18 protein-coding genes are annotated in these 12,683 nt (G+C 65.9%); 12 read left to right on the top strand and 6 right to left on the bottom strand.

The window, feature by feature from the left end; all coding sequences use genetic code 11:
• The first annotated feature begins 58 nt into the window (after window positions 1-58).
• The 6 genes from AAN986_RS10065 to AAN986_RS10040 all read left to right on the top strand — a co-directional run bounded on the left by AAN986_RS10065 (window position 59) and on the right by AAN986_RS10040 (window position 3,985).
• Complete coding sequence (locus tag AAN986_RS10065; protein WP_206424522.1) at window positions 59-1,186, top strand: alpha-hydroxy acid oxidase; 1,128 nt, start codon at window positions 59-61, stop codon at window positions 1,184-1,186.
• Window positions 1,187-1,292: 106 nt separating this feature from the next.
• On the top strand, window positions 1,293-1,565 hold the full coding sequence (locus AAN986_RS10060; protein ID WP_016448321.1) for a (2Fe-2S)-binding protein: 273 nt from the start codon (window positions 1,293-1,295) through the stop codon (window positions 1,563-1,565).
• Between the two features lie 101 nt (window positions 1,566-1,666).
• On the top strand, window positions 1,667-2,371 hold the full coding sequence (locus AAN986_RS10055; protein WP_016448322.1) for an energy transducer TonB: 705 nt from the start codon (window positions 1,667-1,669) through the stop codon (window positions 2,369-2,371).
• Window positions 2,372-2,386: 15 nt separating this feature from the next.
• Window positions 2,387-3,109 (top strand): MotA/TolQ/ExbB proton channel family protein, encoded by a 723-nt coding sequence (locus tag AAN986_RS10050; protein ID WP_016448323.1) that lies wholly within the window; start codon window positions 2,387-2,389, stop codon window positions 3,107-3,109.
• Window positions 3,110-3,112: 3 nt separating this feature from the next.
• A complete protein-coding gene (locus tag AAN986_RS10045) occupies window positions 3,113-3,526 on the top strand; it encodes a biopolymer transporter ExbD (RefSeq protein WP_016448324.1) in 414 nt (137 codons plus the stop codon).
• A 237-nt stretch (window positions 3,527-3,763) separates the two neighbouring features.
• Window positions 3,764-3,985, top strand: coding sequence for a hemin uptake protein HemP (locus tag AAN986_RS10040; RefSeq protein WP_016448325.1), 222 nt, complete (start codon window positions 3,764-3,766; stop codon window positions 3,983-3,985).
• A 266-nt stretch (window positions 3,986-4,251) separates the two neighbouring features.
• On the opposite strand, the gene AAN986_RS10035 is transcribed toward AAN986_RS10040, so the two are convergent.
• Window positions 4,252-4,659, bottom strand: a complete 408-nt coding sequence (locus AAN986_RS10035; protein ID WP_017405970.1) for a heme-binding protein — start codon at window positions 4,657-4,659, stop codon at window positions 4,252-4,254.
• A gap of 190 nt (window positions 4,660-4,849) precedes the next feature.
• On the opposite strand from AAN986_RS10035, the gene AAN986_RS10030 reads away from it, so the two are divergent.
• Both AAN986_RS10030 and AAN986_RS10025 read left to right on the top strand, forming a co-directional pair.
• The gene (locus AAN986_RS10030) at window positions 4,850-5,542 is read left to right on the top strand and encodes a Bax inhibitor-1/YccA family protein (protein ID WP_012206426.1); all 693 of its coding nucleotides are present in this window, start codon (window positions 4,850-4,852) and stop codon (window positions 5,540-5,542) included.
• 137 nt (window positions 5,543-5,679) lie between these two features.
• Window positions 5,680-6,039 carry a hypothetical protein gene (locus tag AAN986_RS10025; protein ID WP_017405969.1) on the top strand — a complete coding sequence of 120 codons (360 nt, stop codon included), beginning with the start codon at window positions 5,680-5,682 and terminating at the stop codon, window positions 6,037-6,039.
• Between the two features lie 89 nt (window positions 6,040-6,128).
• Here the strand turns inward: AAN986_RS10025 and rlmD are convergent, their stop codons facing one another.
• Both rlmD and AAN986_RS10015 read right to left on the bottom strand, forming a co-directional pair.
• Window positions 6,129-7,601: a 23S rRNA (uracil(1939)-C(5))-methyltransferase RlmD gene (rlmD, locus tag AAN986_RS10020; RefSeq protein WP_046240686.1), complete on the bottom strand. Its 1,473-nt coding sequence runs from the start codon at window positions 7,599-7,601 to the stop codon at window positions 6,129-6,131.
• Between the two features lie 76 nt (window positions 7,602-7,677).
• Window positions 7,678-7,995, bottom strand: coding sequence for a hypothetical protein (locus AAN986_RS10015; protein WP_017405967.1), 318 nt, complete (start codon window positions 7,993-7,995; stop codon window positions 7,678-7,680).
• A gap of 187 nt (window positions 7,996-8,182) precedes the next feature.
• Here AAN986_RS10015 and AAN986_RS10010 point away from each other — a divergent pair, with 187 nt between their 5' ends.
• From AAN986_RS10010 to AAN986_RS09995, 4 genes are read left to right on the top strand one after another with little or no spacing between them, the layout of a single operon-like run.
• On the top strand, window positions 8,183-8,737 hold the full coding sequence (locus AAN986_RS10010) for a MarR family transcriptional regulator (RefSeq protein ID WP_016453302.1): 555 nt from the start codon (window positions 8,183-8,185) through the stop codon (window positions 8,735-8,737).
• A gap of 38 nt (window positions 8,738-8,775) precedes the next feature.
• A complete protein-coding gene (locus AAN986_RS10005; RefSeq protein WP_047218083.1) occupies window positions 8,776-9,645 on the top strand; it encodes an NAD-dependent epimerase/dehydratase family protein in 870 nt (289 codons plus the stop codon).
• The gene (locus tag AAN986_RS10000) at window positions 9,638-10,042 is read left to right on the top strand and encodes a DoxX-like family protein (protein ID WP_047218082.1); all 405 of its coding nucleotides are present in this window, start codon (window positions 9,638-9,640) and stop codon (window positions 10,040-10,042) included. Before AAN986_RS10005 ends, AAN986_RS10000 begins: the two co-directional genes overlap by 8 nt.
• Window positions 10,039-10,518, top strand: a complete 480-nt coding sequence (locus AAN986_RS09995; protein ID WP_012206433.1) for a DUF2269 domain-containing protein — start codon at window positions 10,039-10,041, stop codon at window positions 10,516-10,518. The genes AAN986_RS10000 and AAN986_RS09995 overlap by 4 nt, the downstream gene beginning before the upstream one ends.
• Before the next feature lie 41 nt (window positions 10,519-10,559).
• Here AAN986_RS09995 and AAN986_RS09990 read toward each other — a convergent pair whose 3' ends face one another.
• Genes AAN986_RS09990 through ssuC form a run of 3 tightly spaced genes read right to left on the bottom strand, consistent with a single transcriptional unit; the run spans window position 10,560 to window position 12,677 of the window.
• Window positions 10,560-10,775, bottom strand: coding sequence for a molybdopterin-binding protein (locus AAN986_RS09990; protein WP_012206434.1), 216 nt, complete (start codon window positions 10,773-10,775; stop codon window positions 10,560-10,562).
• Between the two features lie 54 nt (window positions 10,776-10,829).
• A complete protein-coding gene (locus tag AAN986_RS09985; RefSeq protein WP_047218081.1) occupies window positions 10,830-11,810 on the bottom strand; it encodes an ATP-binding cassette domain-containing protein in 981 nt (326 codons plus the stop codon).
• Window positions 11,811-11,825: 15 nt separating this feature from the next.
• A complete protein-coding gene (gene ssuC / locus AAN986_RS09980) occupies window positions 11,826-12,677 on the bottom strand; it encodes an aliphatic sulfonate ABC transporter permease SsuC (RefSeq protein ID WP_047218080.1) in 852 nt (283 codons plus the stop codon).
• Between the last annotated feature and the right edge of the window lie 6 nt (window positions 12,678-12,683).

Genomic DNA, 12,683 nt, shown 5'->3' with positions numbered 1-12,683 from the left:
CTTTTCTTTTTTCCGGATGTCTGCCACCGGCGATGCGCCATCGCCCCCCTCCAATGCCATGAGCCAAGTGCCCGCACTGCAAGCCGTTCCCGACGGCATCATCAATCTGGCCGACCACGAGACCCAGGCGCGGCAGCGGTTGGACGACAACGCCTGGGCCTACTTCTCGGGCGGCGCGGCCGATGAGCACAGCCTTGCCGCCAACCGCAGCGCCTGGGATGCGCTCACGTTGTGGCCACGCGTACTCAGGCCTCTTGCAGGGGGAAACACACGGCTGCAACTGCTGGGGCGAGAGCTGGCCTGCCCCCTGCTGGTCGCCCCCATGGCCTTCCAGCAAATGGCGCATGCCGACGCAGAGCTTGCAACAGCCTATGCGGCTGCGGCGCTGGGCGCGGGCATGGTGCTCAGCACCCAGGCCAGCCTGCCGCTGGAGACTGTGGCGAAGGCCGCACAGCTCACGCCGACCCGCGGGCCGCTATGGTTCCAACTGTACCTGCAGCACGACCGGGGCTTTACCAGGCAATTGATCGAACGGGCCGAGGCGGCAGGCTACGAAGCACTGGTGCTGACGGTGGACGCCCCCGCCAGCGGCGTAAGGGACCGTGAACGCCGCGCGCGCTTTAGCCTTCCCGCCGGCATTTCTGCCGTCAATCTGCAGGGCCTGGCTCCATCTCCGGCCGTCCGGCTCGCACCGGACCAGAGCGCACTGTTCGACGGCCTGCTGCAGCATGCGCCCACCTGGGATGACGTTGCCTGGCTGCAGCAGCAGACACGCCTGCCAGTGCTGCTCAAGGGGGTGCTGCATCCGGCTGACGCGCTGCAGGCGGCGAGATCGGGCGTGGCAGGCATCATTGTTTCCAACCACGGGGGACGCACGCTGGATACCGTTCCCGCAACGGCCACCGCACTGGCGCGCGTCACCAAGGCCTTGCGCAACTCGGGGCATGCGCTCCCTGTGCTCGCCGACGGCGGCATACGGCGAGGCACCGATGTGCTCAAGGCCATCGCTCTCGGTGCAACGGCTGTGCTGATAGGCCGCCCGATAGTCTGGGGTCTGGCCAATGCAGGTGCCGCTGGCGTGGCCCACGTACTGAGGCTGCTGCGCGACGAACTGGAGGTCGCCATGGCCCTGACAGGCTGTGCAACCCTCGCGCAGGCCACTGTGGAACTGCTGGATACCGAGTAAAGCGCAAGGCCATACAGCCCTACAGACAACCAAGAATTGCAAATGCGATGAATTCTCATTTATAATTTTTCATCTCATCAATAGCCAGCCATTACTGCCTGTAGCCATGATCGTCTGTGTATGTCGCCGGGTTTCCGACCGTGAGATCGCACGCCACGCTCACGCTGGCATGAGCTTTGACGAAATCCAATTCGAATTGGGTATCGCCATGCAGTGCGGCCGGTGCGAGAGTTGTGCCCGGGATGTGGTGGCGCAATGCTGCGCAACCCAGCCCGTGGCGGCCATACACAACGAGATCGCGGCCCAGACCGTCCAGCTTGCCAACAATATCCTGGAGAGCAAAGCATGGTCCTCCTCTCAGCACTTGTCGGCAGCCTGATCCTCGTCGTTACATGCACCTGGTGGATCCTGCGCAGCTGATACTCCGTCTTCCGAGCGACAGCACCCGGCACCTATCCGCTGTCAGCTCCTTCTGTCTCTATGTCCCAGTCTGATCGTTTTGGCCCCCCCGGGGGCCTTGGCCGTAACGTGGCCATCGCGGGTTCGGTCGTGGTCTTGCATGCAGCAACCCTCTGGGCGATGCAGCATGGCCTGCTCCAGCGCGCCCCCGAAGAGGTCATCGTGCCAGCCCAGGTGATCGCGGAATTCATTTCGCCACCCGCGCCCGAGCCCGAGGCCCCCAAGCCACCTCCGCCGCCACCGCCCCCCCCCAAGCCACAGCCGGTCGTGAAGAAGGCGCCGCCTCTGCCCAAGGCCATTGCCGATCCCAAGCCGGCACCTGCGGCGCCGCGAGGCACGCTGGAAGACGAGCCCAAGCCCGTGGTGGAGGCACCGCCGGCCCCCCCGGCACCGCCCGCCCCACCTGCCCCGCCCGCGCCTCCTGCCCCTCCGGCACCGCCCAAGATCGAGCTGCCATCCAACAATGCCGCCTACCTGAACAACCCGGCGCCCAACTACCCTGCCATCAGCCGGCGCATGGGCGAGCAGGGAACCGTGATGCTGCGCATCTTCGTGGATGCGCAAGGCCTGCCTCAGAAGATCGAGGTCAGCAAATCCAGCGGCTACGACCGTCTGGACCAGCAGGCCGTGGACGGCGTCAAGAACTGGAAGTTCGTCCCCGGCAAGAGCAACGGCACGCCAACCCCCATGTGGGTTACGGTCCCGGTCAAATTCACCCTCAATTGATTCTCAGGAGTATCCATGGATTCCCAATTCGGCATTGCCCACGTCTGGACGCAGGGAGACTTCGTCACCCGTGCCGTCGCCGTCATCCTGCTGGCCATGTCGGTGGCCTCTTGGCTGGTGATGATCATCAAGGCCCTGGACATCGTGAAGTTCAAGAAGTACGCCCGCAACGCCCAGGACTTCTGGCACAGCCCCGACCTGGCCAGCGGCCTGGAAAAGCTCGGCAATGACCGGTCCAACCCCTTCCGCTACCTGGTGCTCGAAGGCCGCGAAGCCACTGCCCACCACCGCAAGACCAGCGCCCACCTGCACGACACGCTTGACATCAGCGACTGGGTGACCCGCTGCATGCGCAACGGCATCAGCGAGTTCACGGCCCGCCTGCAATCGGGCCTGGCCATTCTGGCCTCCGTGGGCTCTACAGCTCCCTTCATCGGCCTGTTCGGCACCGTCTGGGGCATCTACCACGCACTGGTCGCCATCGGCCTGTCGGGCCAGTCCTCCATCGACAAGGTGGCAGGCCCCATCGGCGAGGCGCTGATCATGACGGCCCTGGGTCTGGCCGTGGCCATTCCGGCCGTGCTCGGCTACAACGCCGTGGTGCGCGGCAACAAGTCCATCCTCAACGCACTCAACAGCTTTGCCCACGACATGCACGCCTACTTCGTGACCGGCGCCCGTGTGTCCATCGACGGCAAGGAAGCCGGCAATGTGCTGCCGCTGAAGAAAGGCGCGTAAGCCATGGCATTCGGAACAATGGATGATGACGGCGAAGAGGTGATGAACGAGATCAACATGACGCCGCTGGTCGACGTCATGCTGGTGCTTCTGATCATCTTCATCATCACCGTGCCGGTGATGAAGCATTCGGTGAACGTGGACCTGCCCCGCGCCACCAACCAGCCCGAAGACGTCAAGCCCGCCACCGTGCGCCTGGCCGTGTCCGCTGATGGCCAGTACCACTGGAATGGCGTGGCCGTGAGCGATACGCAGTTCGAGGAAAACCTCAAGGCCGAGGCAGCCAAGGAGCCGCAACCCGACCTGCACATCCAGGGCGACAAGGAAGTGCGCTACGAGCGTGTTGCCCAGGCCATGGCCGCCGCCCAGCGTGCCGGCGTGCGCAAGATCGGCTTTGTGACGGACCCCGTCAAGTAGGCCGCGAGAGCGGCATTCGTTGCCTGGCGCTCAGCGACAACGGCCCTTCGGGGCCGTTTTCCATTGCGGCCCGCTCTTGGAACAAGCTCGCGGGGTGATCAGGCGTTCGGTCGTTCGGTCGTTCGGTCGTTCGGTCGTTCGGGGGGCAGAAACCACAATGAGAGTAAGTCTCACTTGATTTTCAATTGAGAATTGTTATCATTCGCAAAACTTTCCAATTTTTGAGGAATTCCCTGCATGTCTGCCACTTCCGCCGCCACCTCGCATCTGTCCGGCAACTCCACAGCCCAGGCCTTTGCAGCGCTGCAGGCCGCAGCATCCGCAGCCCTCAGCGGGGCCGCCAGCGGACTCGACAGCACCTTGCTGCTCAATGGGCAGAAGGCTGTGACCATCGTGCACAACGGCACACCCTATCGTCTGCAGGCCACCAAGCTGGGCAAGCTCATCCTGACCAAATAACCAAGATTGCAGCCGTCGGCGGGTCATGTTCGGGTCCGCTGACCGCTTCTTTGTTTCATCGTGGGGCGACCTTGGGGCTTCCAGTCCCAAAGGTCGATTAGCCAGCCAACAGAATCTTCGGATTTTGCGTAGCCAAGCATTTTTTCCCTGCGCTGCAATGTGGATCGCTTCAAAGAAAAAGCCCCTATACCTCAGTACAGGGGCTTTTTCTTTTGCCTCATGAATCGGCCCGAAAGGCAGATTCATGCAGGGTGCATCAGGGGCTTTTACAGACCCAGAGCCGCAATGCCGGCGCTGGCCACCTGGGCATCCTCGTTGGCCTTGACGCCGCTGACGCCCACGGCACCCAGGCACTGGCCGTCCTTCATGATGGCCACGCCGCCTTCGAGCAGGCCGTCCACCGTGGGGGCACTCAGGAAGGCCGTACGGCCGTTGTTGATCATGTCTTCATAGCCCTTGGTGTCGCGGCGGCCCAGGGCAGCCGAACGGGCCTTGGACGGAGCGATATGGGCCGAGACTGCGGCGGCGCCATCAAGGCGCTGCAGCCACAGCAGGTGACCGCCGTCATCGACGATGGCAATGGTCACGGCCCACTTGTTCTTCAGCGCCTCGGCCTCTGCGGCGGCGGCAATGGCCTTCACGTCGGCCAGTTCGAGTTCATGCTTGGTCTTCATAAGATTGCAGTTATCCATTCCATCACAAATGTCCTATAAGCATAGCAATCGTATGAGGACTGACAATGCATGCGCAGAACAAAACATTCGAAACCAAACCATGGCAGCGGCTCGGGGTATTGCAAGCGGCGCGCGAGCCGCCACCTAGAATGGGCAAGTCGCAACAACACTCCTTCGGAGGACTGGCCACATGAATGATCAAGTCACCACACTGGGCTCTGCGGGCTACGGTGTCTCGCAGCAAGAGCGCAATCGCGTATTGCGCAACACCTACTGGCTGCTGGCCCTGAGTCTTCTCCCCACCGTGCTGGGCGCTTGGCTGGGCGTGGCCACGGGCATCACGCGCTCGCTGAGCGGCGGTCTGGGGCTCATCGTCTTCCTGGGCGGCGCCTTCGGCTTCATGTTCGCCATCGAGAAGACAAAGCACTCGGCAGCCGGCATTCCCGTGCTGCTGGGCTTTACCTTCTTCATGGGCCTGATGCTGTCGCGCATGATCGGCATGATCCTGGGCTTCAAGAACGGCTCCGAGCTGATCATGACCGCCTTTGCAGGCACGGCCGGCGTGTTCCTGGTCATGGCCTCGCTGGCCACGGTGATCAAGCGCGACCTGTCGGGCATGGGCAAGTTCCTGTTCGTGGGCGTGCTGGTGCTGTTCGTGGGCTCCATCATCAACGTCTTCATCGGCTCCACGGCCGGCATGATGGCGATCTCGGTGGCGGCCATCGGCATCTTCAGCGCCTACATGCTCTATGACCTCAAGCAGATCATGGACGGCGGCGAGACCAACTACATCAGCGCCACGCTGGCCCTGTACCTGGACCTGTTCAACGTGTTCCAGAGCCTGCTGGCCCTGCTGGGCATCATGGGCGGCGAACGCGACTGATGCCGCGCGCGCCAAGGCTGCGCCTTGCGTGCTGCAACACAAAAGGCCTCCTTCGGGAGGCCTTTTGCATGTCCGGGATCATCATTCGTGCAAGGCGGGCTCAACTTTTTCCGGGTCGTGCCGATAATCTCGTCAAGATGACCATGCCTAATCTTCCCCGCACCTTCGCCATCCTGCTGCTGCCCACGCTGCTTGCCGGCTGCAAGCTGGATGATATTCCGGGCCTGGGGCCGGACCCCCGCGCCGTCGCCAAGGAGGCCGAGGCCAAGGCCATTGGCGGGGCCTGCCGCCATGCCCTGCGCGGGCTGGAGGATTGCTACACGCTCAATCCCAAATCGCCCAAGGCCCTGGTGTTCGCAGGCTGGAAGGATATGGACGAGTACATGCGCGCCAACAAGATCGAGGGCACGCCTTCGGTCCTGGGCCAGAGTGACCGCCGCCGCAGCGACAAGGAAGATGTGCCTGCCGAGCCTTCGGCAGGACGCAATCGCAGCTGATCCGGCAGGCATCCGGATCCGGCCGCAAAAAAAGCCGTGGCGCCCTCAGGCGGCCACGGCTTTTTCATGCAGGGCCTGCGGGGCCGCCGTCAGTCCACGCGACGCTCGAACACCGCCATGCTCTCCACATGGGCCGTGTGCGGGAACATGTTGACCACGCCGGCCGAAACACAGCGATAGCCGGCCAGGTGCACCAACAGACCGGCATCGCGTGCCAGCGTGGCGGGATTGCAGCTGACATAGACGATGCGCTCTGGAAAGCGCCAGTCCTCATGCCCTGCCGGCAGGGGCTCGGCACCTTCGGCGCCGATGCGCGCCTGATGGATGTCGGCCAGGGCCTTGGACAGCGCAAACGCTCCTTCGCGCGGCGGATCGACCAGCCACTTGCCGGCGACGCCGTCGGCGAACAGCATCTCGGGCGTCATCTCGAACAGGTTGCGTGCCACAAATCGCGTGGGCGCGAGCTTGTCGCCTTCCGCCCGCTGCGCGTTGTTGGCCGCGTAGTTTTCATGGGAGCGCTTGACCAGGGTGTCGCTGCCCTCGATGCCCAGCACCTCGCGCGCCTGCGTGGCCAGGGGCAGGGTGAAGTTGCCCAGACCGCAGAACCAGTCGATCACGCGCTCATCCTTCTTGACATCCAGCAAGCGCAGCGCGCGCGTGACCAGCACGCGGTTGATGTGCGGATTGACCTGGGTGAAGTCCGTGGGCTTGAACGGCATGGTGATGCCGAAATCAGGCAGGCCGTAATCGAGCTGGGCGCCTCCCTGCTCCATGAGGTGCACGGTGTCCGGGCCCTTGGGTTGAAGCCACCACTGCACGTTGTGCTCGGCCGCGAAAGCGCGGAGCCGGGCCTGGTCGTCCTCGGACAGCGGCTCCAGGTGGCGCAGCACCAGGGCCGTGACCGAATCGCCGCAGGCGACCTCGATCTGCGGGCAGGTTTCGCGCGCATCCATGGAGGCGATCAGCGCGCGCATGGGCAGCAGCATGGCATCCACATGGGGCGGCAGTACCTTGCAGGTTTCCATGTCGGCGATGTAGCGGCTCTTGCGCTCGTGAAAGCCCACCAGCACCTTGCCCTTCTTGGCCACGTAGCGCACCGACAGGCGCGAGCGGAAGCGGTAGCCCCACGACGGACCTTCGATGGGGCGCAGCAGCGTCTCGGGCCTGACCTTGGCCAGATGCCAGAGGTTGTCCTCCAGCACGCGCTGCTTGATGGCCACCTGGGCAGCGACGTGCAGATGCTGCATCTTGCAGCCGCCGCAGGCGCCGGCATGCAAGCCGAAGTTGGGGCAGCCGGGGCGCACGCGCTGGGAGGATTCGCGGTGGATGGCCGTCAGGCTGGCGGCTTCCCAGTTGTTTTTCTTGCGATGGGTGTTGGCGCTGACCAGCTCGGTCGGCAGGGCGCCGTCGATGAATACCACCTTGCCATCGCTCTTGCGGGCCACGCCCTGGGCGTCCATATCCATGGACAGGACCTGCAGCCAGCCTTCGGGCAGTGCAGGGGCGTCGGCGTCGGCTTCGGGCAGGTTGTCGGGGATCTTGTTGTCGCGGGGTTCACTCATGGGGCCAGATTGTCTCAGGCTCTCCGATTGCCCTGGTGGCGCCCCCCCAAAAAAGCCCCGAACTCGCTTTTGCCCCTCAGGAGCGCGGCGTGCTGCTGCGGCCCAGGTCCCGCTGGCGCTCCTGGCGTGCACGCGCCAGCTGTTCGCGCTCGGCCAGCAGATTGACTTCAGTGAGGCAGTTGAACTCGTCCAGCGTGAACACCATGGTGGCGCCGCGCTCGATCTTGTCCACGGTCTGGTGCAGCGGCAAGGTCAGGTCCACCGGCGGGCGGTTGGAGCGGTAGATCAGCTCCTGCTCGGGCGTGTAGACGGAATAGCAGGCGGCAGACGCAGCCTGCGCCAGCGCGCAGGCGGCCAGCACGGTGATGGCACGCAGGTTTTGCACAGCAGTCATGGTGTTCCCCTCAAAACGGCGGCCCGCCTGTGTATGTACTGGGTGGCAGGCCAGGCTGCCCAGCATTATGGAGCAGCACATGCCGCGCCCCGCCAGGTGCCGCCTCCGCGCTGCAGCCGGTCTGGATTTTTCAGCTTTCACAAATTTCTCTCTTGACAGAAATTTCAGGCCTGCAGACACTGAGGCCATGCAACTGAGTCCCATCGCACACCGTTTCATCCACCATTGGGGCGACATGGGCAGCTCCTGGGGGGTGAACCGCACGGTCGCCCAGATCCACGCCCTGCTGTTCTTCCATGGCCGCCCGCTCAACGCGGAAGAGATTGCCGACACGCTGGGCGCCGCTCGCTCCAACGTGAGCAACAGCCTCAAGGAACTGCAAGGCTGGGAGCTGATCCGCACCAGCCGCAGGCCTGGTGACCGCCGCGACTACTTCGAGACCTCGTCCGATGTCTGGGAGTTGCTGCGCACCATCGTGCGAGAGCGCAAGCAGCGCGAATTCGACCCGACCTCCGAGATGCTGCGCGAACTGATCGCCGAGCCCGGTTTCGATGCCGAATCCCCCGACACCCAGGACCGCGTGCACGAGACGCTGCGCCTCATGGAGTCGCTGGGCATCTGGACCGACGAGATGCTGCGGCTGTCGCCCTCCACGCTGGACAAGCTCCTGCGCCTGGGCGCCAGCGTGCAGCGCTTCGTGCGCTCCGAGGCCGCTGACACCCGTGTCAAGCGCGGACGCTGAGCCTGAAATTTCCGTCACAAGAGAAACTGGAGGTCACCATGCGCATTCTGGTCTGCGGCGGCAACGGCTTCATCGGCCGCCATATCGTCAACCTGCTGGCCCTGGCCGGCCATGATCCCGTGGCACGCAGCCGCCATTCCCTGCCGGCGCTCGACTACGCCAAGGCCACCACGCCCGACGCCTGGCTGCCGCACCTGGCGGGCGTGGATGCCGTGGTCAATGCCGTGGGCGTGCTGCGCGACAGCGCCTCCCGGCCCATCGATGCCATGCATGCCAAGGCCCCCATCGCCCTGTTCGATGCCTGCGCGGCGGCCGGCGTGCGGCGCGTGGTGCAGATCTCTGCCCTGGGCATAGAAGGCAGTGCCACGCGCTACGCCACCACCAAGCGCGCCGCTGACGAGCATCTGCTGGCACTCACGGCAGCCGGACATCTGCAAGGCTGCGTGGTCCGCCCCAGCGTGGTGTTCGGCGCTGGCGGCGCCAGCAGCGAGATGTTCCTGTCCATGGCGCGCCTGCCGGCGCTGCTGCTGCCGCGCCCCGTGCTGCAGGCCCGCGTGCAGCCGGTAGCCGTGCGCGACCTGGCCGAGGCCGTGGCCGGCTTGGTGACGCGCCCCGAGCCCGTGGGCATGATCGAGATCGGTGGCCCCCTGCCCTTGCCGCTGGCCGCACTGATTGCCAGCCTGCGCGCGCAAATGGGCCGCGCCCCCGCTCGCGTGGGCACGCTGCCCGGCTGGCTCACCCGCGCCAGCGCACGCGCTGGCGACTGGGTCAGCGCCTCGCCCTGGTGCAGCGAGACACTGGCCATGCTGGCCAGCGACAACGTCACTGATCCGGCTGGCCTGCAAGGCCTGCTGGGCCGGCCCGGCATTGCGCCCTCCCAACTGCTGTCCACCTTGCGCCATGGATGAGCGCCGCTCCCGCCCCGTTCCAGCACCGCTGCGCACCATGCACTTGAGCCTGATCGCCGTCTGGCTGGGCACGGCCCTGGTCAGCGCCATTGAGCACCGGGGCCTGAGCGTGCAGGTGCTGGCCGACGCCGGCATCCACGATGCGGGCTGGCAGACATTCCTGATCTGGAGCGGCCTGCTCGCCGACCTGGCCGTGGGCCTGGCGCTGTGGCTGCGGCCGGGCCGGGAGAGCTATCTGGCGGCCTTGCTGCTGATGGCCGCCATGACCGTGCTGGCCACGGTGCTGCAGCCCACGCTGTGGCTGCATCCGCTGGGGCCGCTGCTCAAGAACCTGCCGATCGCCGCCATGCTGCTGCACCTGATGTCGGCACCTGTCACCCCGAAGGAGTCCGCATGAATCTCTACCTGTTGCTCAAGACGCTGCATATCGCGTCCAGCGTGCTGCTGGTCGGCACCGGCCTGGGCTCGGCCTTCTACATGTTCTTCGCCAACCGCAGCGGCAGCGTCGCTGCGCAGGCCGTGGTCAGCCGCCTGGTGGTGCGTGCGGACTGGTGGTTCACCACGCCCTGCGTGGTCATACAGCCTGTGAGCGGCATTGCCCTGGCCCATATGGCGGGCTGGCCGTTGACCACGCCGTGGCTGGCACTGTCGCTGGGCCTGTACCTGCTGGCCGGCGCCTGCTGGCTGCCCGTGGTCTGGCTGCAGGTGCGCATGGCCGCCATGGCGCGCGGCGCGCACGCAGCGCAGGCCGCCCTGCCCGCGCTGTATGCCGTCTATGCCCGGCGCTGGGAGGCGCTGGGCTACCCGGCCTTCATCGCCATGGCCGTGACCTACTACCTCATGGTCAACAAGCCGATGCTCTGGGGCGGTTGAGCATCGGCAGTGCCTTCAGTGCCTGGCCTCAGAGCTTGGCCTCAGAGCTTGGCAATGGACACTTCGGTGGACTTGACCAGGGCCACCACGTCGGAGCCCACGACCAGGCCCAGCTCGTCCACCGAGCGCGTGGTGATCACCGAGGTGACCACGCCCCAGGGCGTTTGCACATCGACTTCGGAGACAACGTCGCCTCGGATGATTTCGCGCACCTGGCCCTTGAACTGGTTGCGCACGTTGATGGCTTGAATGGACATGTTTTTCTCCTGGGGATCAAAAGGAATCAAAGGAAGGTGGGGGAAAACGGAAAGTCAGACCGCCCAGCGCAGGCCATGGGCCGGCACGCCGGGCCAGGCCGTGGTGTCGGTCAGCGGGTTGGAGTCGGGCTCGGCGGCGGGCTTTTGCAGCACGCGGTCGAGGATGCGTTGCTCGATGGCCGCCAGCGCCACGCTGCCGTGCACGCGCGGCCGTGGCAGGGCGATGCGTTCATCCAGCGCAATGCGGCCGTCCTCGATCAGCACCACGCGGTCGGCCAGGGCCACGGCCTCCTGCACGTCATGCGTGACCAGCAGGGCCGTGAAGCCGTGGCGCTGCCACAGGCCTTCGATCAGGCGGTGCATCTCTATGCGGGTGAGCGCATCGAGCGCACCCAGCGGCTCGTCCAGCAGCAGCAGTTGCGGGCGGTGCACCAGGGCACGCGCCAGGGCCACGCGCTGGCGCTGGCCGCCGGACAGGCGCGCCGGCCATTCGCCCTCGCGGTCGGCCAGGCCGACCTGGGCCAGCACTTCGCGGCCACGTTCCTGGGCCGAGGCGGGCAGGCCCAGCGTCACGTTGGCCAGCACGCGCCGCCAGGGCAGCAGGCGCGCGTCCTGGAACATGATGCGCGTGCCGCCCTGCGCGCCCTGCACGGCGCGGGCGGGCTCGCCGTCCAGCAGCAAGGTGCCGGCCGTGGCCTGCTCCAGGCCTGCGACCAGACGCAGCAAGGTGCTCTTGCCGCAGCCGCTGCGGCCCACGATGGCGACGAATTCGCCAGGCTCCACCTGCAGCTGCACTTCGTGCAGCACCTCGCGCTGGCCGTAGCGCTTGGTCAGCCCGCCGGCCTGCAGGCGCACGCCACGGCGCGGTGCGGATTGGGGGGATGCGGACTGCGGCGCATCGTCGTTCTGGGCCAGGCGGTCGCTGACGTCCAGGCCATCGGCATCGAACGAGGCCTCCCAGGCCATCGCCGGCGCGGTGGTGTTCAGCTCCACGGCCTGTGCCAGCGTGGTCTTCATACGGTTCCATCGGCTCATGTCGTGCTCCTTGTGTCACTTGGGCTGGTAGCCCGGATGCCAGCGCAGCCACCAGTGCTCCAGCGCACGCGCAAACCAGTCGGCCAGCTTGCCCAGCAGGGCGTACAGCAGGATGCCGACCAGCACCACGTCGGTCTGCAGGAACTCGCGGGCGTTCATGGTCAGGTAGCCGATGCCCGACTGCGCCGAAATGGTCTCGGCCACGATGAGGATCACCCACATCAGGCCCAGCGAAAAACGCAGGCCGACGAGGATGGAGGACAGCGCGCCCGGCAGGATGACCTCGCGGTACAGCTGCCAGCGCGTGAGGCCGTAGCTGCGCCCCATCTCGATCAGCGCGGGGTCCACATTGCGTATGCCGTGGAAGGTGTTGAGGTAGATGGGAAAGAACACCGACACGCTGATCAGGAACAGCTTGGCGCTCTCGTCGATGCCGAACCACAGGATGACCAGCGGAATCAGCGCCAGCGCGGGAATGTTGCGCACCATCTGGATGGTGGAATCCAGCAGCGTTTCGGCCCAGCGCAGCGAACCCGTGAGCAGGCCCAGCGCCAGGCCCAGGCCGCCGCCGATGGCCAGGCCTCCCAGCGCGCGGCCCGCGCTCACCTGCACATGCTTGAGCAGCTCTCCCGACTCGGCCAGCGCCTGCGCGGCGCGCAGCACATCCAGCGGAGCGGGCAGCACCCGCGTGGACAGCCAGCCGAAGGCCGAGGCGGCCTGCCAGACGGCGATCAGCGCCAGCGGCACCAGCCAGGGCACCAGGCGGCGGCCCACGCCGGCCGCAAAGCGCAGCAGCGGCGACCAGGAATCGCCGGCCGGGGGGGCCGAGGAGGCCGGCAGCGCAGTAACGGTACGTGCATCGGACATGCGTGA

The sequence above is a fragment of the Delftia sp. DS1230 genome, from assembly GCF_040112715.1.
Taxonomy (GTDB): Bacteria; Pseudomonadota; Gammaproteobacteria; order Burkholderiales; family Burkholderiaceae_C; genus Comamonas; species Comamonas tsuruhatensis.
Note: the sequence above shows the minus strand (reverse complement) of the source record. Positions and strands in the feature narration are given on the sequence as shown.